Source organism: Paractinoplanes brasiliensis, assembly GCF_004362215.1.
GTDB lineage: Bacteria > Actinomycetota > Actinomycetes > Mycobacteriales > Micromonosporaceae > Actinoplanes > Actinoplanes brasiliensis.
Genome location: NZ_SNWR01000001.1, coordinates 5,151,224 through 5,170,690, shown reverse-complemented (window position 1 = coordinate 5,170,690; position 19,467 = coordinate 5,151,224). Strand labels below are relative to the sequence as shown.

The 19,467-nt window shown below is 69.9% G+C and carries 17 protein-coding genes, 3 tRNA genes and 1 pseudogene; 7 read left to right on the top strand and 14 right to left on the bottom strand.

Annotated elements, in window-relative coordinates:
• Positions 1 to 2 precede the first annotated feature (2 nt).
• Positions 3 to 395, top strand: a complete 393-nt coding sequence (locus C8E87_RS23550; protein ID WP_133875104.1) for a DUF1801 domain-containing protein — start codon at positions 3 to 5, stop codon at positions 393 to 395.
• A 3-nt stretch (positions 396 to 398) separates the two neighbouring features.
• Here C8E87_RS23550 and C8E87_RS23545 read toward each other — a convergent pair whose 3' ends face one another.
• On the bottom strand, positions 399 to 3,623 hold the full coding sequence (locus tag C8E87_RS23545) for an NACHT domain-containing protein (RefSeq protein WP_133875103.1): 3,225 nt from the start codon (positions 3,621 to 3,623) through the stop codon (positions 399 to 401).
• A 36-nt stretch (positions 3,624 to 3,659) separates the two neighbouring features.
• Between C8E87_RS23545 and C8E87_RS23540 the strand changes: the two genes are divergently transcribed.
• Positions 3,660 to 4,598, top strand: a complete 939-nt coding sequence (locus tag C8E87_RS23540) for a phosphotransferase (protein WP_133875102.1) — start codon at positions 3,660 to 3,662, stop codon at positions 4,596 to 4,598.
• 112 nt (positions 4,599 to 4,710) lie between these two features.
• A pseudogene (lgt, locus tag C8E87_RS23535) lies at positions 4,711 to 5,532 on the top strand (prolipoprotein diacylglyceryl transferase); the annotation flags it as partial.
• A gap of 39 nt (positions 5,533 to 5,571) precedes the next feature.
• Here the strand turns inward: lgt and C8E87_RS23530 are convergent.
• Positions 5,572 to 6,339 (bottom strand): AraC family transcriptional regulator, encoded by a 768-nt coding sequence (locus C8E87_RS23530; protein ID WP_203720450.1) that lies wholly within the window; start codon positions 6,337 to 6,339, stop codon positions 5,572 to 5,574.
• A 74-nt stretch (positions 6,340 to 6,413) separates the two neighbouring features.
• On the opposite strand from C8E87_RS23530, the gene C8E87_RS23525 reads away from it, so the two are divergent.
• Positions 6,414 to 7,226, top strand: coding sequence for a siderophore-interacting protein (locus C8E87_RS23525; protein ID WP_239079894.1), 813 nt, complete (start codon positions 6,414 to 6,416; stop codon positions 7,224 to 7,226).
• Positions 7,227 to 7,229: 3 nt separating this feature from the next.
• Here C8E87_RS23525 and C8E87_RS23520 read toward each other — a convergent pair whose 3' ends face one another.
• Positions 7,230 to 8,423 (bottom strand): hypothetical protein, encoded by a 1,194-nt coding sequence (locus C8E87_RS23520; RefSeq protein WP_133875100.1) that lies wholly within the window; start codon positions 8,421 to 8,423, stop codon positions 7,230 to 7,232.
• A complete protein-coding gene (locus C8E87_RS23515; RefSeq protein ID WP_133875099.1) occupies positions 8,410 to 8,943 on the bottom strand; it encodes a SigE family RNA polymerase sigma factor in 534 nt (177 codons plus the stop codon). The genes C8E87_RS23520 and C8E87_RS23515 overlap by 14 nt, the downstream gene beginning before the upstream one ends.
• Before the next feature lie 125 nt (positions 8,944 to 9,068).
• Here C8E87_RS23515 and C8E87_RS23510 point away from each other — a divergent pair, with 125 nt between their 5' ends.
• On the top strand, positions 9,069 to 10,046 hold the full coding sequence (locus tag C8E87_RS23510) for an MsnO8 family LLM class oxidoreductase (protein WP_203720449.1): 978 nt from the start codon (positions 9,069 to 9,071) through the stop codon (positions 10,044 to 10,046).
• 7 nt (positions 10,047 to 10,053) lie between these two features.
• Here the strand turns inward: C8E87_RS23510 and C8E87_RS23505 are convergent, their stop codons facing one another.
• The 4 genes from C8E87_RS23505 to C8E87_RS23490 all read right to left on the bottom strand — a co-directional run bounded on the left by C8E87_RS23505 (position 10,054) and on the right by C8E87_RS23490 (position 14,769).
• Entirely contained in the window at positions 10,054 to 10,497 is a 444-nt protein-coding gene (locus tag C8E87_RS23505) for a lamin tail domain-containing protein (RefSeq protein WP_133875097.1), read from the bottom strand.
• A 143-nt stretch (positions 10,498 to 10,640) separates the two neighbouring features.
• On the bottom strand, positions 10,641 to 11,891 hold the full coding sequence (locus C8E87_RS23500) for a phospholipase D-like domain-containing protein (protein ID WP_133875096.1): 1,251 nt from the start codon (positions 11,889 to 11,891) through the stop codon (positions 10,641 to 10,643).
• Positions 11,892 to 12,128: 237 nt separating this feature from the next.
• The gene (locus tag C8E87_RS23495) at positions 12,129 to 13,382 is read right to left on the bottom strand and encodes an MFS transporter (protein WP_239079893.1); all 1,254 of its coding nucleotides are present in this window, start codon (positions 13,380 to 13,382) and stop codon (positions 12,129 to 12,131) included.
• Positions 13,366 to 14,769: an FAD-dependent oxidoreductase gene (locus C8E87_RS23490; protein ID WP_133875095.1), complete on the bottom strand. Its 1,404-nt coding sequence runs from the start codon at positions 14,767 to 14,769 to the stop codon at positions 13,366 to 13,368. Before C8E87_RS23490 ends, C8E87_RS23495 begins: the two co-directional genes overlap by 17 nt.
• A gap of 151 nt (positions 14,770 to 14,920) precedes the next feature.
• On the opposite strand from C8E87_RS23490, the gene C8E87_RS23485 reads away from it, so the two are divergent.
• On the top strand, positions 14,921 to 15,283 hold the full coding sequence (locus tag C8E87_RS23485; protein ID WP_166661219.1) for an ArsR/SmtB family transcription factor: 363 nt from the start codon (positions 14,921 to 14,923) through the stop codon (positions 15,281 to 15,283).
• A 130-nt stretch (positions 15,284 to 15,413) separates the two neighbouring features.
• Here C8E87_RS23485 and C8E87_RS45655 read toward each other — a convergent pair whose 3' ends face one another.
• From C8E87_RS45655 to C8E87_RS23465, 4 genes are all read right to left on the bottom strand, one after another.
• Positions 15,414 to 15,785: a VOC family protein gene (locus C8E87_RS45655; protein ID WP_133875094.1), complete on the bottom strand. Its 372-nt coding sequence runs from the start codon at positions 15,783 to 15,785 to the stop codon at positions 15,414 to 15,416.
• Between the two features lie 513 nt (positions 15,786 to 16,298).
• A tRNA-Val gene (locus C8E87_RS23475) sits at positions 16,299 to 16,370 on the bottom strand.
• Between the two features lie 21 nt (positions 16,371 to 16,391).
• A tRNA-Cys gene (locus C8E87_RS23470) sits at positions 16,392 to 16,462 on the bottom strand.
• A gap of 34 nt (positions 16,463 to 16,496) precedes the next feature.
• Positions 16,497 to 16,569 (bottom strand) — tRNA-Gly (locus C8E87_RS23465).
• 179 nt (positions 16,570 to 16,748) lie between these two features.
• On the opposite strand from C8E87_RS23465, the gene C8E87_RS23460 reads away from it, so the two are divergent.
• A complete protein-coding gene (locus C8E87_RS23460) occupies positions 16,749 to 17,930 on the top strand; it encodes a GNAT family N-acetyltransferase (protein ID WP_133875093.1) in 1,182 nt (393 codons plus the stop codon).
• Between the two features lie 71 nt (positions 17,931 to 18,001).
• On the opposite strand, the gene C8E87_RS43790 is transcribed toward C8E87_RS23460, so the two are convergent.
• Both C8E87_RS43790 and C8E87_RS23450 read right to left on the bottom strand, forming a co-directional pair.
• Positions 18,002 to 18,205: a hypothetical protein gene (locus C8E87_RS43790; RefSeq protein ID WP_166661217.1), complete on the bottom strand. Its 204-nt coding sequence runs from the start codon at positions 18,203 to 18,205 to the stop codon at positions 18,002 to 18,004.
• Between the two features lie 108 nt (positions 18,206 to 18,313).
• Positions 18,314 to 19,441, bottom strand: coding sequence for a hypothetical protein (locus C8E87_RS23450; RefSeq protein WP_133875091.1), 1,128 nt, complete (start codon positions 19,439 to 19,441; stop codon positions 18,314 to 18,316).
• Between the last annotated feature and the right edge of the window lie 26 nt (positions 19,442 to 19,467).

The following is a 19,467-nucleotide window of genomic DNA, read 5'->3' as shown; positions in this document are numbered from 1 at the left end:
CCATGGCTGACGACGATGTCGAGGCTTTTCTGGACACGATCGGCGACGTACGGCGCCGCAGTGACGCGCGCTTGCTCGTCGGTTTGATGGGCGAGGTCACGGGTGAGCCGGCCGCGATGTGGGGCAGCAGCATCATCGGGTTCGGTTCGCGGCGCTACCGGTACGAGTCGGGCCGCGAGGGCGACGTCGCGGCGGTCGGGTTCGCGCCCCGCAAGGCGCAGACCGTGCTCTATCTGACCGGCTACCTGGACGCGTACGGGGATCTGCTCGAACGCCTCGGGCCGCACACCGTGGGCAAAGGCTGCCTGTACGTGAAACGGGTCGACGAGGCGGACCAGTCGGCGCTGCGCGAGATCGTGGCGCGGTCGTACGAGGCGGCCAAGGTCACCGGCTGAGGGTCAGCGGAAAGCGTCGAGGCGCTCGGCCAACCTCGGATCGAGCCCTTCCAACGCAGCCAACCGCGTGCGGTCATCGATTTTCAGCCGGGCCACGACCTCGCGAACGTATTCGGCGTCGGTACCGCCGTCGAGAACGGCATGGAGTGCCGAGATGGCCAGGCGCTCGTCGAGTGTTCCGACGTGGTCCAGAATCAACTCGATCAACGGCTCCGCAGACGAAGACAAACCGACCACCTTGGGATGCAGCAGACATTGGAGAGCCAGTTCGGCAGCTCGGTTGGACGACGTCAGTTCACTGAGCACAACGTCGCTCGCCAGGTGGCTGACCAGCTCGCCCGGAAGGCGTTCGATGTCGGCGCACAACGCCTGCAGGAACAGCGGGGTCAGCTTGGAGTAGCCCGTCCGGGTTGAGTTGACCAATTTGATCGCATCAGCCATCCGTGCATAACGCGCGATCCGCTCCTCCGGGAGTTCGTCCTCGGAGACGGATGACAGCCACAATTCGACCAGGCCACGCGCAACCGACTGCTCCACTCCGTTCACTGTGACGAAGGTGGTGAGTCCGGCGGGTAACCGTTCGAGCAGCGGCTCCAGCGCGTGCAAGAGGGTGTTGTCGCCGAGAGAGTTGCTCAGGTGCATGGACCGGAGCAACGTGTGCAGCTCGAAATCCGAGCGGTAGACGTGCGGACGTGAAGTGCCCCGCGGGTGGTTGTTGAACCAGGCGACGTCCATCGGGTCCGGTGGGTCGGCGGTCCAGTCGAGGGCGAGTTTCAGCACGATGTCGCGTTTGCCCTCATGCCGGACCCGGGTGACCTTGAGGACTTCGACGGCGTCCATGTACATGTCGCTGGGGACGGCCGCCTGCCACTGCAGTGCCGCGCCGCGCATCCAGTACGCCGGGTCGTCGGTCTTGGTGAACAGTTCGGACGCCCGCAGCTCATCGCCGCACGCCAGGGTCAGCAGCAGCAGGTTGAACGAGTAGGTCGCCATCCAATGGTCGACGCGCTTGTCCACGGGGCGATAACCGCTTTCGGTGTACGTGGGACGTGTCACCGCCTGGCTCGTGCGCCCGGCCAGCCACTCCCGCAGGCGCTCACGGTCGGGTCCGGCGAGCTGTTCGGCGAGGAACGGCAGGACCGTGGCGCGCGCGGTCAGCGACGTGAACCCGAGCAGCGAGCGCAGCAGGTCGTCGTCGGGGGCCGGTCCCATCCGCAAGGCCAGGGTGCTCGCCCGCTCACGCGCCTCGGTGTCGCGGATGGCCTGCACGACCAGCCGGGCCACGAGGTACTCGCCGAACGTGGCGTGCAGGAACTCGTACGTCTGAAGGGTTTGATCGTCGCGGACGGCCTGCGCACGCTGGATGAAGAAGAAGCGCCCGATCATCTCCTGCCCGGCGGTGAGCGGCGTGCGGAAGGCCTCGGTGCGGCCGGGCCGGGACGGGGTGAGGCCGAGCCCGGCCAGGTCGGCGTCGAGCTCGGATTCGGTGACCCACAGGCGCAGGCGGTGGAACATCGCGAACGCGACCACCGACAGCCGCAACAGCTCCTGCTCGACCAGGGCCGGCATCAAATGGTCGGGCTGCCCGGCGTGCAGGCGGCGGACCTCGCGTTCGGCGAAGGAGGCGAGCAGCCGCTCGTAGAGCTGACCGCCGTCGAGGGCCTGCAACGGGTTCCCGGTGGCGTGGTACAGCGCGAGCATGAGCAGCAGCAACGGCTGTTCGGCGAGGTGCCGCAGCGGCCGCAGCGTGTCCGGGCTCAGCGGCTCGGCGGCCGAGGCGTTCCAGACGGTCAGCCAGCGCTCGATCTGCGTGTCGTCGAACGGTTCGAGGCGGACGGCGAGCGCGCCGGCGGGCAGACGCGCCCGGTCGGCCACCGCGACCCGGCTGGTGACCATGACAGCGACCGGCCGCCCGAGCGCCGCCTCGCGCTGCTGGAACGCGGCCACCCGCTGCAGGTAGTCGGACTGGTGCAGCCCGGTGGCCTGCAGCAGCTCGTCGAAGCCGTCGAGCAGCACCACAGGCAGCGCGCCGTCGCACGACAGGACCATTTCGGCCCACGAGACCGTCTCACCGATCGCCGCGCGTACGGCGTGCTCGATCTGGTCCTGCACCTCGGCCTCGGCCGGCACGTCCCGCAGCACCACCCGGCAGACGAAGAAGTCGGCGGCGGGCAGGCGCGCGGCCAGGATCCGGGTGAGCGAGGACTTGCCCGCGCCGGGCTGGCCGAGCAGCAGCAGCGGCGCCTCGGTGGCCTGGGTCGTCGTCAGGTACGACGCGAGGAACCCGGCGACGTCGGCGCGGTTCCCGGCCTCGGCCCACCAGTGGTCGTCGGCCGGCCGGGCGCCCGGTCCGGCCGCGCGTACGCGGAAGATCGGATCCAGGTACGCGGCCCCGAGCGCGGGCAGCCGCAGTTCGCCGTTCTCGCCGCCGAGCACGGGCCGGTCGAGATCGGCCCGGTAGGCGCGGGCCAGTGTGGCCCGATGGCGGCTCGGGTCGCGGCCGGAGGTGACCTCGATCAGCAGGACTTCCAGCCGTTCGAGCCCCCGCGTGGCCGCTCGCGCCTCCAGCCGGGAGGACCAGAACGCGAACTCGGGGATCTCCGCGGCCAGGCGGCGGTGGGCCTCGTCGTAGCGTTCGACGGCCAGCTCGGGCAGCCGACGGCGGAGCAGACCGTCCGCTTGCATGCGGCGGCCCTCTTCGGCCTGCTCCCAGACCGCGTACCCGGTGACGTGGGCCCGCATCGTGTCGGCCGTCCGCAGGAACCAGTCGAGCAACGCCGACAACAGGCGCTCGTACGGCAGATCGGCGGACGGCAGCGGGACGCGGGTGGAGAGCACCCGCTCGATCAGCTTTCCCTCGGCCGGGTCACCCACCAATCGCAGTTGGTCGTCGCGGCTGAACTCGACGGTTTCGATCCCGGCCGCGGTCAGGCATTCGTCGACCGACTCGAAGAAAGCGGCCACCACCAGCACGGCATGCGCCGCCTGCAGACGCTCGCTGCGTTCGTAACGGCCCAGACCCCGTACGGAATCGTTGAGCGAACTGGAAACCAGGGTGCCGAGCCGGACCACCTCGGTCTTCGCGTCGAACAGGCTGACCGCGAGATCGCTGCCGCCGGCCGTCGCCACCGAGAGCGCGCCGCCGAGCAGATTGTCGACGGCCTTGGCGAGCGGGCCGGAACCACCCAGAATGCGAACGGCGTCGGCGTAGGACAGACCCTGTGGCATCGCTTCATGATGGCGTACGGCCTAAAGTCCCGGTGCATGCGTGCGAACGACTGGCATGACCCGCGCTGGCGGGCGGCGGCTCATTCCTGGATCCGCGAGAGCCTTGACCGCCTCGGCGCCCCGGTCACCGGGGAGATCGAGGAGGTACGGGTTCGCCCGTGGTCGGTCACGCACAAGGCGCCCACCACCGCCGGGGTGCGCTGGTTCAAGGCGAACACCATGGATTGCGCGTACGAGGCCGGGTTGGTCGCGGCGCTCGGCGAGTGGGCGCCGCATTCCGTATTGACGCCGCTCGCTGTCGACGAGAAACGCGGATGGCTGCTCACCGCCGATTCCGGGCCCACCCTGCGGGAGACGCTTCCCGACGATCGGGAGGCACGGCTTCTCGCGTGGCGGGAGATGCTTCGGGCGTACGCGGTTCTGCAGCGCACCCTGGCCCCGAAGGCGCACGACATGACGGCGCTGGGCGTTCCCGACATGCGTCCCGAGACGCTGCCGGAGGTGCTGCGGGCGTTGCTGGCCGAGACGGCCGTGGACAGCGAGGTGGACGTCACCACGTACGGGAAATGGTGTGCGGAATTGGCCGCCGACGGGGTGCCGGCCTCGCTGCAGCACGACGATCTGCACGACGCCAACGTCTTTCCGGGGAACCGTTTCTTCGACTGGGGCGATGCGGCCGTCGCGCATCCGTTCGGCTGCTTGCTGGTCGCTCTGCAGTCGGCGCAGTACTTCTTCACGACCACCCCCGAGGAGCTCGCCGGGCTGCGGGACGCGTATCTCGAGGTGTGGTCCGACCTGGCCCCGATGGAGTCGCTGCGCCGGTCGGCCGTACTGGCCTGTCACGTCGGGCGGGTCGCCAAGGCCGCGGCCTGGCGGAGGGCGTTGCGCGACGCTGCCCTACCGGTGGCTGAGGACTTTCGCACGGCAGCGGCGTATTACCTCGCGGAGATTCCAAAACCGACTCCGGTGTCTTGACCGTCGCCCACCGCGAGGGTTTGTTGCCGGCTGTACGTCGGCCACAGGCGGTGATGGCCGTCTTCCGGATCCTCGATGCCGTCGCGCCGCTCTCTCAGCCCCGTAACAGCAGATGGGCCTAAGGTCGACGGGCGTGAACCTCGCGAGCATCCCCAGCCCGTCCACGGCAGTCTGGCATCTCGGTCCCGTGCCGATCCGGGCCTACGCGCTGTGCATCGTGGCAGGCATCGTCGTCGCCGGCCTGATCATGGAGAAACGCCTGCGAGCGCGAGGCGCGGCCCCCGGCACGACGCTCGACGTGGCCACATGGGCGGTGCCCGCCGGCATCGTCGGCGCACGGCTCTATCACGTGATCTCGTCACCGCAGGCGTACTTCGGCTCCGGCGGCGACCCGATCAGCGCCCTCTACATCTGGGAGGGCGGCCTGAGCATCTGGGGCGCCGTCATCGGCGGCGCGGCCGGCGCTTGGATCGCCGCCCGCAAACTCGGCATCCCCCTGACCGTGCTGGGCGACGCCCTGGCGGTGGGCCTGCCGGTGGGCCAGGCGATCGGCCGGCTCGGCAACTGGTTCAACAACGAGGTCTACGGCCGGATCACCACGCTGCCCTGGGGCCTGGAGATCCACGACATGTCGACCGGCCGGCTCCACCCCGATCTGTATCACCCCGTCTTCGCGTACGAGGCGCTCTGGAACCTCGGCGTGGCCGCGCTGGTCTGGGCCGTCGACCGCCGCTTCCAGCTGGGCCGGGGCCGGGCGTTCGCGCTCTTCGTGATGGGCTACACCGCGGGCCGGCTCTGGATCGAGCTGCTCCGCATCGACGCGGCCAACACCTTTTTCGGCGTACGCGTCAACGTGTTCACCGCCGCCGTCATCTTCTGCCTGGCGTCGGCCTACTTCGTGCTGGTCCGCGGCCCCCGCGAGCAGCTGAAGCCCGCCGAGCCCGCCAGGATCGGGTGAGCGCCGCCCACGGCTTCAGCGCCCGCGCAGGTCGGCTTGGTAGCGGCCGGGGCTCTGGCCGACCACCTCGGTGAAGGCCTCGATGAAGCTGGACGGGTTGGACCAGCCGCAGGCCGCCGCGGTGGCGGTGACGGAGACGCCGTCGGTGAGGTGGTGCACGGCGTAGTGGATGCGCAGGATCGTGCGCCAGCGATGAAAACTCATGCCGAGCTCGCTGCGGAACAAGCGGCTGAGCGTGCGTTCGCTCGCGCCGGCGGCCCGGCCCAGCTCGGCCAGGGTTGCGGCACGGCCGGGATCGGCGTGCAACAGGCCGGTGACCGCGCGGAGCCGGTCGTCGCGGGGTTCGGGCAGGTGCAAGGCCTGCTCGGGGGCTTCGGTGAGCTCGTCGACAATGACCGCGTGCAGTCGCTCGTGGGCGCCGGGACGGGTTTCCGGCCGGCCGGTCAGAGCCAGGACGGCCTCGCGCAGCAGCGGGCTGACCGCGTACACGGCGGGTCGGGCGGCGAGTTCGTCGCATCGATGGGCCGGAACGGCGACGAGCCGGGCATCGGCCCGGCCGTAGAAGCGGTGTGAGTGGTCGAACCCGGGCGGCGTCCAGGTCATCCGGTTGGCGGGCGCGATCCAGGTTCCCCGTTCGGTCGTGGTGGCGACAACTCCGGCGGCGGCGTAGACCAGCTGGCCATGGGCGTGGCGGTGGGTCTCGAGGTGGTAGCCGTCGGGCAGCCACGCGCTCCCCTGAGGGGTCAGAGCATGGAGCGTGGAAGGTTGGCGGGTTTCCGGCACAAGACGTCAGCTTACCGGTGGCCGGGCATGCGCCGACGCGGCGACCATGGCCTCCGAGGCGTGAGGAGGCCATGGTGACCAGTCTGGAAGAGGCCATCGGGATGGCAGGCAAGTATCGGCGTCCGCGCCGCCGGCGGATGCTGGGGTTGACCGTCCAGCGACGCGAGCGGATCAGCCCACATTTCGTGTCCGTGACGGTGGGCGGGGACGACTTCCGGCATCTCGAGCAGTCCGGGTACGACCAGGCCGGCCGTCTGTTCTTCGGCGACGACACAGTGGTTCTGCCCACCGGCGAACGGTGGATGCTCCACTACGTCCGCCTGCCGGCAGCGAAACGCCCGCGCGTACGCCTGTACTCGATCCGCCGCTTCCGGCCGGAGATCAACGCGTTCGACATCGAGATCGCCGTGCACGAGGGCGCCCCCGGTCCGGACTGGGCGCTGCGGGCCCAGCCCGGGGACAAGGTCAGTTTCCTCGACGAGGGTTACTGCTACGGACCACCCCCGTACGCGACCTGGCAACTCCTCGTCGGCGACGAGAGCGCCGTGCCGGCCGTTCTCGCGATCCTGGAACAGTCCCCGGACGAGCTGCCCGCCGAGGTCTTCCTCGAGGTGCCCACCGACGACGACGTACGCCCCGAGGTCGCCGCGCCCGCCGGGTCGAGGATCCACTGGCTTCCGCGCAACGACGCGTCGGCCAAACCGGGCACACTCGCCCTCCGGACCGTACGGGAAGCGCGGTTACGCCCCGGCCCCTTCTACACCTGGGCCGCGGGCGAATCCGCGCTCCCCACGGGCCTGCGCAGACATCTTGTCAGCGACCGCCGGGTCCCCAAGTCCGACATCGCCTTCCTGGGCTACTGGAAGGTGGGCAGAGCCAGCCCGTGACCCCTAGGGCTTGAGGGCCTCGGCCGCCGGGTGCCACGTGGTCTGGTCGGTGACGGTGGCGAGCTTGACCGAGCGGGCGATCTTCTTCAGCTCCGACTCGGGCAGGTTGGCGCCGGTGTCCTGGTTGCTGACCTGAACCTGGGTCTTGCCGTCGGCGCTCCACACGTTGCAGAAACCGTTGTCGTAGCAGGCCGTCTGACCGGCCCGCGCCTTCTGGTTGGAGTTCCTGCTCGGTGTGACGAAGATGCTGAAGCTGCCCTTGATGCCGGCCTCGGTGGCCTCGTCGAACGGCGCCGACAGGCCGGTCGTGGCGGGGGCCGGCTTGGCGTAGGTCGCGCCGCCGTAGTCGCCGCCGCGGGCCATGGCGATGCCGTTGAGGCCGGGCAGGGCGTGTGTGCCGGTCTGCACGGGCTGGTAGCCGGCGGGCACGTAACCGACCGTGAACGGCAGGGTGGCCGGGGTCGGCTTGCTCGGCTTGAGCCCGCCGACCAGCGCGTTCAGGTCGGCGAAGGACGGCGACTCGGCGCGGCTGGAGATCGAGGTGACGGTGGCCCAGGCGTTGGCGGTGTACTCCCAGGCGAGCAGCTTGTTGGCCGGGTCGGTCGGGCTCCCGGCTTCGAGGCCGACCGGGAGGGTCGCCTGCACGGCCTGCCGCCCGCCGACGGTGGTGTTCTTGCCGTCCTTGATCCCGGACGGGTCGAAGGCGCCCGGCCGGTACAGGGTCAGGTACGCGTACAGCGAGGGCTTCGCGTTCCGCTTGCGCTGCAGCATTTCCTCGCGCGACTTGGCCTCCTCGCCGTCGTCGGTCGAGGGCTTGTCGTTGGACTCCGCGCCGTCCATGTAGACCGAGGCGATCTGGTACGCCGTGGACGTCACGATCGGGTCCTGCACGTGGAACTTGCCGGCGTCGAAACCCTGGAACGTGAAGCTGAACGGCGGCGCGTCGGTCCAGGTGGCGGCCTTGGCCGGCGCGGCCGGAGCGGCGGTGCCGGGCGTCTTGCGCTCGCTGCCCGACGATGACGACAGCGCGAACGAGCCCGCCACCACGACGGCGACGAGACCGGCCGCGCCGGCCGAGGCGAACCCGGCCCGGCGGCGCCGCTGAGCCCGGCGGCCCGCCCGGATGATGTCGTCCGCGCTGCGCGACAGGGGCGGTTCGTCGGCCGTCACCGTGTCCACGAATTCATGCAACTGCATTGGTCCACTCCTCTATCGCTTCCCCGGTGAGGTTGATGCGGTCGGCGGCGAGCAGTTCGCGCAGCTTGGCCAGGCCGCGTGAGGTCTGGCTCTTCGCCGTTCCGACGTTGCAGTCGAGCACCCCGGCCGTCTCCTCGAGACTCAGGCCGAGGTAGTGCCGGAGGAAGACCGCCGCACGCTGGCGGGGCGGCACCGCGCCGAGCGCGTCCCGCAGCCGCAGCCGCATGTCGGCCGCGCCGGCCGGATCCCGGTGCGCGACGTCCGGCATGGCATCACCGGAGGCCCGTTCGCGGCGCCACGGTTTGCGTGTCTCGTCGATCGCTGCGCGGTACACCATCGTCTTGGCGTACAGGTCGGGCCGTTCCAGCTTGCGCCAGCGCGGATAGAGCTTCGCCAGCACGTTGGCCACGGCATCCTCCGCCGTGTGCCAATCCCCGCAGGTCATGTACGCCAGCTTCCGCAGTTGGGGCAGCTGGAACGTCACGAACTCGCGGAACGCCTGCTCGTCTTCGGCTTTCAAGTCGACTGCCTCCTTTATGGCGGAGGTAGAACGGCGCCACCGGTCCCAAAAGTTGCACGAGCCTCAAAAGTAGTCCCGGGAACAAGCCCCAGCAGGGCGACGCTGTACTGAGGGTGATCAACCGCGTGTCGCTGCTGGACCGGTCGCGGACCCGGGCCGGTGAACCCGAGCCGGAAGCGCTCCGCGGCTCGGTCGCCCGCGCGGCGAGGGCCGAGCAGCTGGGGTATGACCGATTTTGGGTAGCCGAGCACCACGGCGTCCCCGGGATTGCCGGCGCCGCCCCGGCAGTGCTTCTGACCGCTGTTGCCGGGGCGACGTCCACCGTGCGGATCGGGTCGGCCGGGGTGATGTTGCCGCACCACCAGCCGCTGGTGGTGGCGGAGCAGTTCGCCACCCTGTCGGCCTTCGCGCCCGGCCGGGTCGACCTGGGCCTGGGCCGATCGCCCGGGTTCACCCCGCCGGTACGCCGCGCGTTACGTCAGGTCGACCGGGATTTCACCGCCGACCTCGTCGAGTTGCGGGGTTTCCTCGACGGCACCTCGGAGGTCGGTCTGCATCCACGGCCGGAGGGTGCGGTGCCGTTGCACGTGCTCGCCACCGGCAGCGGGCTGCGGGTCGCGGCGGAACTCGGGCTGCCGGTGATCGTCGGCGGGCCGATCCTGGGTGTCGGCGGTGATCCGGCCCCCGGGCTGGAGGCGCTGGCCGGCTATCGGCAGGCTTTCCGGCCGTCGGTTCAGCAGCCCGAGCCGCGGGTGTCGATCAGCCTCGACGTGCTGGTCGCCGGCACCGCCGAGGAGGCCGCCGAGCTGCTGCTCCCCGAGGCGTGGGCGATGGCCCAAAGCCGTACGACCGGGGTCTTCCCGCCACTGGAACCGGTGGACGTCGCGCGGAAAGCTGCCAAGACGGCACGTCAGCAGCAGTACGTCGAGCAGACCGTCGCGGCGGCGATCGCGGGCACGCCGGCCCAGGTCGAGAGCCGCCTGGCCGAGCTGTTCGACCGTACGGGGGCAGCCGAGCTGGTCGCCGCGGGCAGCACGTACGACCGCGCTGCCCTGGACGCCTCGGACGCCGCGCTGGCCGCGCTCCTCGGCGGCCTGCGATGACGTCCCGTCAGCACTTGGTGGTGACGACCTTCTTCCACTTGCAGGTGTCCATCGTCGCGCCCGACGGGCTGCGCAGCGTGGCGGTGTCGCCGGTGTTGTTCCAGATGTAGTTGCCCGAGCCCCAGTAGAAGTGGCCGGCCGGCTTGCCCTGCGTGCCCTTGCCGGTGTGCACGATGAACGAGCCCTTCTTCGGCAGCGTGACGTTGCCGAACCGGAACACCTTGCCCGCGGCGTCCTTGACCGACCAGTCCTTGAGGCCGACCGGGCGGTTGAGCTGGTTGGTGATCCGGAAGTACTCCTTGTTGAGGCTCGCGGCGCTCCGGTCGTCCTTGCCCGGCGAGTCGACGTAGACGTAGGTGAAAAGCACCGGCTTCGTCGCGGCCTCGGCCGGGGCCGCGCCGATTCCGAACACTGTGGCCGTGACGGCCAGGGAAACGAAGAGCTTTCGCATGGAGGTCCTTTTCCGATCGGTGAGGTCGACCATTTGTAGCGAACAGCGCGGCCGGAAGCCTTCGTTCGAACGGACGCCGGTGTTGCCTTTGTGGATCGTCCGCCGGGGCCGGGAAAAGGAGGAAACGGCCCCGGCGGACGATGTCAGCTCTTACACGGGTAGTTCGACGTGGTGCACGTGACGCCGTAGTTGTAGGCGTCGTTGAAGTGCGCGTAGAAACCGTCGTACAGCGGGTGCGTGGAGCCCGACTCGGGCGCCATCTTGACGAAGATCTCCTCGTTCTCGCTGAGCGCGTCCTGGCTCCAGTTCTGCGAGCCGGTGTAGACGCGGTACTGGTAGGCCGAGCCGAACTTGGCGTACAGGGCGAAGAACTTGTCGTGCACCATGTCCATCCGGCGGATCTTCACGCCCGCGTCGAGGAGCTCGGTGTAGACGCTCTTCGTCATGTTGATCTCTTTGGCGTCGGTGGAGCCCACGACGATCCAGACCTTGCAGCCGGCATTCGCGAACCGCTTGACCAGGCTGGTGATGCGGGGCCGGCCCGCGGTGACGAACGACATGCCGATCCGCAGCCGGCAGTCCGCGTCCGGGGTGGCGTCGTTGAGCCGCGTGTTGATCGTGTCGGTCTGGCCGTCGGCCTCCGGCGAGGCGTACGCGTCGGCCGCGGCCGCCTGGTAGTAGCCGCGCCCGGAATCGGCGTCGTAGTAGTCGTTCCCGGAATAGTGGCGCCGGTTGTACATGTCGTTGAAGTTGGCGTTCAGGCCGTTCATCAGCGCGGCATCGCCGTACACGGTGATGGTGTTGTTGAACGACCTCGGCCCGGTCTGATAGGTCAGGTTGGCCGAGCCGAACCACGAGACGTTGGTGCGGTCGACGCCGCTCGGGTCCTTGGTGGCGGTGAAGGTGAACATCTTGGTGTGCATGTCACCGTCAGCGCTGGTGCTGATGCAGGCCCGCCCCGAGCCGTACGTGCAGAATTTGTGGTTCTTCAACTTCTTCAGCTCGGCCACGCCGCTGTCGGTGGAGTCGAGGTTCTTGCCGTCAATGACGATGTAGACATTGACCTGACGGTTGTTCTCGGCGTTGGTCAACGCCTTGGCAACCGAGTCGATGCTCAGCGAATGGATGGTGCCGCGGATCGTGGAGCCCGTCGGCGCGTTGTTGATGAGCCGTTCCAGCTCGAGATGAATGGTGTTGTCGTCGCCGCCGGCCGTCCGTGGATCGTTGAAGTGGGCCCAGACCGGATAACCGGCGATCGTCGCCCGTGCCGAGGCGACAGAGGCCTGCACCGGCGGGTCCTCGTCGGCGGCCGCGGCCGCGTTCGGGACGGCCAGGGCGAGCCCGGCCAGCAGCAGGACAGCGCTGGTTCTGCGCAGGGTGAAGTGACGCCGCATGTAGTGCCTCCCCGTGATGTGCCCATGTGGCCCCCGGAGTATGTTTTCCGCACCGATCTTCGTCAATACCCGAGGTCAGGAACGGGCGGGGCAGACCAGACCACCAATCCCTTGGGCGCCCGGATGCGGGCCTCCATCGAGCAGGCGAAACGAGCGGTAACGGCAAGGTCCACTTCCACCCGGAGCCGGTCGCCGGCTGATCCCGGCCCGGCGGCACCCATACCCGACATCCTGATCTCAGTGTCCGGGACGTGTGGCGGGTATGCCGAGGAGAGCCGCGGCGGCGATCACGCAGACCGCCGTGGTCGTGAGGAAGACGCTCGTGTAGCCACCGGTTGCCGTGTGCAGGGCCGCGGCGGCCAGAGGGGCCACGGCCTTGGCGACGGTCGTCGGGACGACAAGGATCCCGGCGATCGTGGCATAGCGTCGGGTGTCGTAACGCTCGGCGAGCAGGAACGGCTTGGCGATGCTGCCCACCCCGAAGCCGAGCCCGAAACCGATGATCGCGATGATCGCGGCGGTCGCGTCCCGCCCGAACCACGCGAGCGCGGCTGCGCCTGTGCCTTGCAGGATGAAGATGGTGGCGACCACCCTGGTGGTGCGAAATCGGCGTTGCAGGCCGGTGGAGACCAGTCGACCGGCCACTGACAGGACGCCGAACAGGCCGGCGGTGGTGGCGGCGAACGCGGCTGAGTGACCCCAGGCGATGAGCGCGGCGACAAGGAGAACGCCGACGGCGGCGACAGCTGCGGTGTGGGCGGTGAAGCTGACGCCGAGAAGCCAGAAGCCGCGATCGGTGAGAACCGCCTTCAGCCGTACGGGCTGGTCGTCTTCGGCTTCGGGAGGTGTTCGGGGTACGGACGGAGCGGGCCGAACGACCATCGCGTGCAGCGGGACCGTGAGGACGGCCTGGATGGCGGCGAGGATCAGCAGTGTGCTCCGCCAGCCGTGTTGCTCGATGAGCCAGCCGGTCAGCGGCATGAAGATCGTGCTGGCGAACCCGGCGACCACGGTCAGGGCAAGCAGCGCCGAGGAGCGTCGCCGGGCGCTGTGCCAGGCGATGATGACGGCGAAGGCCGCTTCGTACAAACAGGCTGCCGACGCGAGGCCGATACCGATCTGCACGGCGTAGAGCTGCCACAGGCTGTCCACCTGGGACCAGACGATCAGCAGTACGGCGCCGCCGACGGATCCGGCGGTCATGAGCGCGCGGCCGCCGTGCCGGTCGAGCAGGCGGCCGACGGGGATGGCCACGGCAGCGGAGGCGAGGACGTTGGCGGTGAAGCTGCCGGTGACCGCGGTGGTGGAGGCGTCCAGTTCGGTGGCGAGGGGGACGAGGAGGACGGCGAAGGCGTAGTAGAGGGTGCCGTAGCCGACTGTCTGGGTGACCGCCAGGGCGGCGACGATCGCACCGGCACGGCTCCGGTGGCCGCCGCCATTCCGGTCGGCGGCCACCGTGCTGCTGGACGTCACGTCAGCCGCAGCAGCCACCGGCCCGCTCGCCGGACTTGGCCGGCGCACCGATCACGGCGAGTGGGGCACGGAGCAGCCCGCCCTCGATGCCGGTCGCCAGTCCTCGTCCGGCCGGCTCGGTCACGGCTGCCGGAGTGCCGCAGCAGCCGCCCTCCTCGGCTTCGATGGTGTCGGCGTCCAGCGGCACGTTGCTCGAGCAGACCCCCGTCTCGGGCAGGTCGAGCTGTACGTCCCGGGCGGCCGCCCAGTCGCCGGCCAGCGCCGCCACCACCGAACGGGCCTGCTCGTAGCCGGTGGCCATCAGGAACGTCGGCGCGCGCCCGTACGACTTGGAACCGATCGCGTAGTAGCCGGCCTCCGGGTGGGTGAGCTCGTCGACCCCGTGCGGCGGAACGGTGCCGCAGGAGTGCTGGTTCGGGTCGATCAGCGGCGCGAGGGCACGGGTAGAGCCCATGATCGGGTCGAGGTCGAGACGCAGTTCCGCGGCGACGGTGTGGTCGGGGCGGAAGCCGGTGGCTGACACTATCCGGTCGACGGTGATCGCGCGGGCGCCGTCGGACACCTCGACGCTGTCGCCGTTGGCGGTCAGTTTCTGGACGTTGAACCCGGTGAGCAGGGCGATCGCGCCGGACTCGACGTGCTCGCGCAGCCGGGACCCCAGGGCGCCGCGGGCGGGCAGCGCGTCAGCGGATTCGCCGCCGTACGTACGGGCCGGCGACGTGGCGCGGATCGCCCATGTCACGGCGGTGCCGGGCAGGCCGGCCAGCAACAGCAACGTGTTGGCCGCGGAATGCCCGGACCCGACGACCAGAATCCGGCGGCCCTCGAAACGCTCCCGGTCCCGTCCGAGCACGTCGGGAAGAGCGGTTTCCACGTACGCCGCGGCTTCGGCTTCGCCGTGGGCGGGGATCCCGGAGGCCCCCAGCACGTTCGGGGTGCTCCAGGTGCCGGAGGCGTCGACGACCGCGCGGGCCAGGACGTCTTCGCCGTCGGCCAGGCGGATCAGGAACGGGGTCTCCTCGCGGCCGGTGCTGCGCAGCCGATCGAGGCCCAGCCGGGTGATGGCGGCGACCCGCGCGCGGTAGCGGACGTGCGGCTTGAGCGCGGGCAGGTCGGCCAACGGCTGCAGGTAGTCAGCGGCCAACTGCTCGCCGGTCGGCAGCTTGTCATTGTCGGGACGCACCCATCCGGCGTCGGCGAGCAGGCGGGCCGCGGCGGCGTCGATGTTGTAACGCCAGGGCGAGAACAGCCGGACGTGACCCCAGGAACGTACGGCCGCGGCCGGCTGCTCGCCGGATTCGAGGACCACGAACGGCAGGCCACGTTCGGCCAGGTGAGCGGCGGTGGCCAGGCCGACGGGTCCGGCGCCGATGACAGCGATGGGCAAAGTGCCGAGCTCGGTCATGCGAGCAACTCCTAGTCGATGGTGTGCCGCAGCATCTGATGAAGACGACGTCGCACCGGCGGCGGCACGAGCCGGATTCGACATTCATCGAACTTGACGTTTGTCGAAACCGACACTTGCACGCGGTTTCGACACCTGTCAACCTCGAAGCATGTCAAAATCAGGTCAGCCGATCGCCGTAGTAGACGTGAACGCGGACGGTTGCTGCGCACCGATGGCCCAGAGCCGGATCCCGCCCGAGGCAGCCGGTTCGCTGGCCCAGGCGTTCAAGGCCCTCGGCGACCCGATCCGCCTGCAGCTGATGTCAATGATCGCGTCCGCGCCCGGCGGTGAGATCTGCGTCTGCGACCTGACGCCGGCGTTCGAAATCTCCGGCCCGACGATCTCGCACCACCTGAGGGTGCTGAAGGAGTCCGGGCTGGTCACCGCCGAACGCAGAGCCAGCTGGGTCTACTACCGCCCCCAGCCCGCGCTCATGCGCAGGCTGTCAGCCCTGCTCGACATCGACGACTGATTTGGTCCCCAACTGCCGCCGGGCCAGCGCAAGGCTCGCTTCATCAAGGTCAACCGCGTTCCCGTCGCCGCGGAGCGTGCCCTGGTCTGCAGGCTCGGTCAAGGGCATGTGGTCGGCTGCGAAGCGTCGGTCAGGCTACCGAGTTCGGCGTGAACGGGGTCAGGCAGAACGGATGGCCGGCCGGATCGAGCAGTACCCGCCAGCGCGGGTCGGGCTGCTCGGGCAGCGTGGCCCCGAGCGCCACCGCCCGCTCCTCAGCCATCCCGAGATCGTCGGCGGTGAAGTCGAGGTGCACGATCGCAGTTCCCGGCCAAACCGGGGGGACATAACCTGCGACCCGTTGCGCTACCAGCACCATCCCGCTCACCTCGATGCCGACGCTGGACTCCTTCGCCCAGAGCCGGCGACCTCCGAGCAGGCCCCGGTAGAAGTCGGCGAGCCGCTGTGGGTCAGGACAGTCCAGGGAAACGGCCACCAGCCTGACCGCGCGGGAATCAGTCACAGATGGCACCCTACGGACAGATCGACTTCGAAGCCGGGCAAGGCCGGCTGCTCGACCATATTCGCCAAGCTCATCGCGCGTCTGAGCGGCACGAGGCCTGCCGGGCAGCGCTCGGCAGGCGTCGCGGGCATGAGCGGCGGGCCGGTGCCGCTTCGCTGGATCTACCAGCTCTTGCGGGAGCGCGCCTCGGCGACGAGTTCGGGGTCGGGGATCTGCCGCTTGGCGGCGACCGTGGCCAGCATCTGCTGCGACAGGTGGAACCCCGAAGTTCGGGCCCGGCAGACGGACAGCTCGCGGCAATGCCTCGCGCGACCCGGCCTCGGCCACAGCCGGCCGAGCGACTCGACACGGCGGAAGACTGCCGCCGCGCGACGCCTTCATGTGCCGCCGGCCAATCCCAGTCGCGCTTCGCGCAGCCCGCCCCGCGGGGTTTCAGGGGGCTCGGCCCCCTGAGCCAGCATGACGAGGCCCCCCTGTCCGCGCGTTCGCGGACAGGGGGGCCTCGGGGACTTGTGGGCGATACTGGGATCGAACCAGTGACCTCTTCCGTGTCAAGGAAGCGCGCTCCCGCTGCGCCAATCGCCCTTTGGGTACAGCATACTGCCGAGGTGGAGACGGGATTTGAACCCGTGTAGACGGCTTTGCAGGCCGTTGCCTCGCCTCTCGGCCACTCCACCGAGCCGGCCCAGCACGACTGTGAAGGCCTCTCCGAGCGGACGACGGGATTCGAACCCGCGACCCTCACCTTGGCAAGGTGATGCGCTACCAGCTGCGCTACGTCCGCGTGTCGGTCTGGGCGGCTGCCCTGGCGACGGAAGAAACATTAGCGGGTCACCTGGGGCCTTGCCAAACCGGGGTACCCCGGCGCGTCGCCGCGGAGGGTCTACCAGGGGGTTCCCTGAGTTATCCACAGCCTGGAAAACAGGCGGGCGGCGAACGGGCTCCCCGGTGTTGGATGGGCCCATGGAGTTCCGAAAGATCAGCGCGGCGGAGCGCACGGCGGCCATGTTCCCCCTTCAGTCGTACGCGTTCATGCCTTCGCCCTGGCCCGAGGACGATGACGCGGCGTACGCGCGTCGCATGAAGTTCTTCGAGACGGCGATCAACGTCGTCGCCGAGGAGAACGGGACGGCGCTGGCCGGGGCGGCGGCGTTGCGGATGCGGCAGAACGTGCGGGGCAAGGTGCACGACATGGCCGGCATCGCCTCGGTCGCGTCCCATCCGAGCGCGCGGCGGCGGGGGCTGGTTCGCGGGGTTCTTGAGCGGCTGCTGCGCCAGGCTCGCGATGAGGGGCACACCGTCAGCGCTCTGTATCCGTTCCGGCCGAGCTTTTACGCCCGGTTTGGTTATGTCGGGATTCCGCGGCACCGGATTGCGACGTTCGCCCCGGAAGGTCTGTCTCACCTCACCCGGGTCGAGTTGCCGGGTGAGGTCGAGCTGCTGCGGATGCGGGAGGGGTTCGACGAGTGGCGCACGCTGCAGCAGCGGCTGCTCGGGGAGCGGCACGGGTTCTCGGTGTACGACGAGACACGGGCGGCCGAGTTCCGGGACGACAGGCGGTGGGTGGCGATCGCCCGGGCCGGCGGAGAGACCGTGGGGGCGGTTGATTACCAGGTGAAGTCGTACGGCGGGGATCTTGAAGGTCTTGATCTTTTGGCCACGGGGCCGCTGGGCCGGGCGCTGCTGCTGCAGTTCTTCGGGCGGCACGTCGATCAGATCGCGCGGGTGCGCGTACGGGTGAGCAGCGAGGAGGTGCCCGAGCTGTGGGGCACGGATTTCCAGGTCACGACCGAGGGGCGGGTGGACTTTCCGCGGCACGGCGGGGCGATGGTGCGGGTCCTCGACATGCCGGCGCTCAGCGGCACCGAGGTCGGGGACGGCGACGTGACGATCGAGATCCCGAACGACGAGTTCGTGGGCGGATCGTGGCGACTGGTCGGCGAGGGCGGGCGGCTCACGGTGAGCAAGGGTGTGGCTGAACCGGCGGCGACGCTCTCAGTGGGTGGGTTCAGCGGTTTGCTGTACGGGGTTCTCGACCCCATCGAGGTGATCACGCGCGGCCTGGGGCAGGTCAACGGAGCAGCCATCGGCGCTCTGAGCAGCATGTTCCCGCGACAGATGCCGTATTTGTTCTCAGACTTCTAGGGGCGGCAGGGACAGCGCCGACGTGGGGAGGAGGACGATAATCGGCGGATGACGAAGGACTCGATCCTGTCTTACAAGTCCGAGGGTTCCGTGCTGAGCATCTGGTCGAAAGGGTCGGTGCTGTCGATCGGGTCGACCGGGTCGGCGCTGTCCATCGGGTCGATCGGGTCGTTCGCCTCGGTCGGGTCGATCGGGTCGTTCGCGGCGGTGGGGTCGATCCTGTCCGCGGTGTCGATCGGGTCGGTGATGGCGTGGCGGGCGCGGCGGGGGTTCATGACGAGCGGGGCTTCGCACGGGCACACCCGTGGGCGGCGTAAACGCGGCTGAGGCCCTTCGGGAACCTGAAGGTCGGCCGCGGAAGGCACCAGCGACGCCGGCGGTCATCAGCGGGGACCGAAGACCGCGCCCAGCTTGGACAGCCGAGCGTTGTCCAGCTCCCACTGCAGCACGGTGTCGAGCGTGTGGAGTGCCCGCCCCTCGGCCGTGGCCTTCGGGCTCTGCAGGCCGTCGACCACCCCGGGCAGGGCGGCCGCCACCGCTGCGGTGGCTGTCCGGATGGGCTCTTCGGCGCCGTCGGCCACGGCCCGGATCAGGTTCACCACCGGGATGCGGGCGGTGCCCGCGTACCGCCCGGCGGTCCGCTCCAGGCTGGCCGGCATCCCGGCCCCCGCCTCCCGGGTGGCCGCGGACAGCCCGGCGAGGAGGAACTCGGCCAGTTCGCTGCGGCCCACGGCGAGACCGGGCAGCACCGCCGCGACCGCGGCCCGGGTCGCTGTCTCCGCGGGCGTCTCGGCGCCGCCGTCTTCCGGGGCGTCCGCCTGGTAGGCCAGCCGCCGCCGGCCCGCGGTGCTCATCTGGAACAGCACCATGAGCGTCATCGCCCGGTAGAAGTCGCTCACCCCGTCGGCGCCGGCCAGCGCGGCCAGCCGCGGCACCGCGCCCGGGGTGGCGGGCACCACCGAGCCCTGCGGGAACGCTTCGTCCGCGATCGCCGCGATCAGGTCGCCCACGCCGTCGAAGGTACGGCCCTCGAAGGGCACCACCTCGGCGGCCGCGCGAAGATCGGCGGCGGGACGACGGAAACCACCACACTTGAGTCCAGGAGGCGCGGGCAGAGACGGCGCGGCGGCCGTCTGCGCGCCGACGAGCTCCGCGCGGATCCGGTCGGCCTCGGCCCGGTCGAGCTCGTGCGCGAGACCCTCCCGCGAGAAGCGCTCGATCGCCTGGTCCGGAAACTGGCCGCACGCCGAGTTGACCTGCCCGCCGTACTTCCGGGCAACGGCCGCGACGGCCTTCTTCTCTGCCGGTGAGACCTCCAGCGGACCCTCGTAGGGCGGGTCCACGACCAGCGAGTGGGCTCGCCACCAACCGGCGAAGCGACCCTCCAGCGGGTCGTTCGGCACTTGCCGTACCGCGACCAGCAGGTGGCCGCGCTCGGCCAGCTTCTCGGCGACGGCATAGGCGGAAACCTCATCCGGCACCGACACGACGAAGCGCATCTCACGAATCACGGCGGCATCCTATCGACGAGGGGGCG

Coding starts and splice junctions, on each gene's coding strand:
- C8E87_RS23550 (WP_133875104.1), top strand. CDS start 3: ATGGCTGACGACGATGTCGAGGCTTTTCTGGACACGATCGGCGACGTA.
- C8E87_RS23545 (WP_133875103.1), bottom strand. CDS start 3,623: ATGCCACAGGGTCTGTCCTACGCCGACGCCGTTCGCATTCTGGGTGGT.
- C8E87_RS23540 (WP_133875102.1), top strand. CDS start 3,660: ATGCGTGCGAACGACTGGCATGACCCGCGCTGGCGGGCGGCGGCTCAT.
- C8E87_RS23520 (WP_133875100.1), bottom strand. CDS start 8,423: ATGCAGTTGCATGAATTCGTGGACACGGTGACGGCCGACGAACCGCCC.
- C8E87_RS23505 (WP_133875097.1), bottom strand. CDS start 10,497: ATGCGAAAGCTCTTCGTTTCCCTGGCCGTCACGGCCACAGTGTTCGGA.
- C8E87_RS23500 (WP_133875096.1), bottom strand. CDS start 11,891: ATGCGGCGTCACTTCACCCTGCGCAGAACCAGCGCTGTCCTGCTGCTG.
- C8E87_RS23490 (WP_133875095.1), bottom strand. CDS start 14,769: ATGACCGAGCTCGGCACTTTGCCCATCGCTGTCATCGGCGCCGGACCC.
- C8E87_RS23485 (WP_166661219.1), top strand. CDS start 14,921: ATGTCAAAATCAGGTCAGCCGATCGCCGTAGTAGACGTGAACGCGGAC.
- C8E87_RS23460 (WP_133875093.1), top strand. CDS start 16,749: ATGGAGTTCCGAAAGATCAGCGCGGCGGAGCGCACGGCGGCCATGTTC.
- C8E87_RS43790 (WP_166661217.1), bottom strand. CDS start 18,205: ATGAACCCCCGCCGCGCCCGCCACGCCATCACCGACCCGATCGACACC.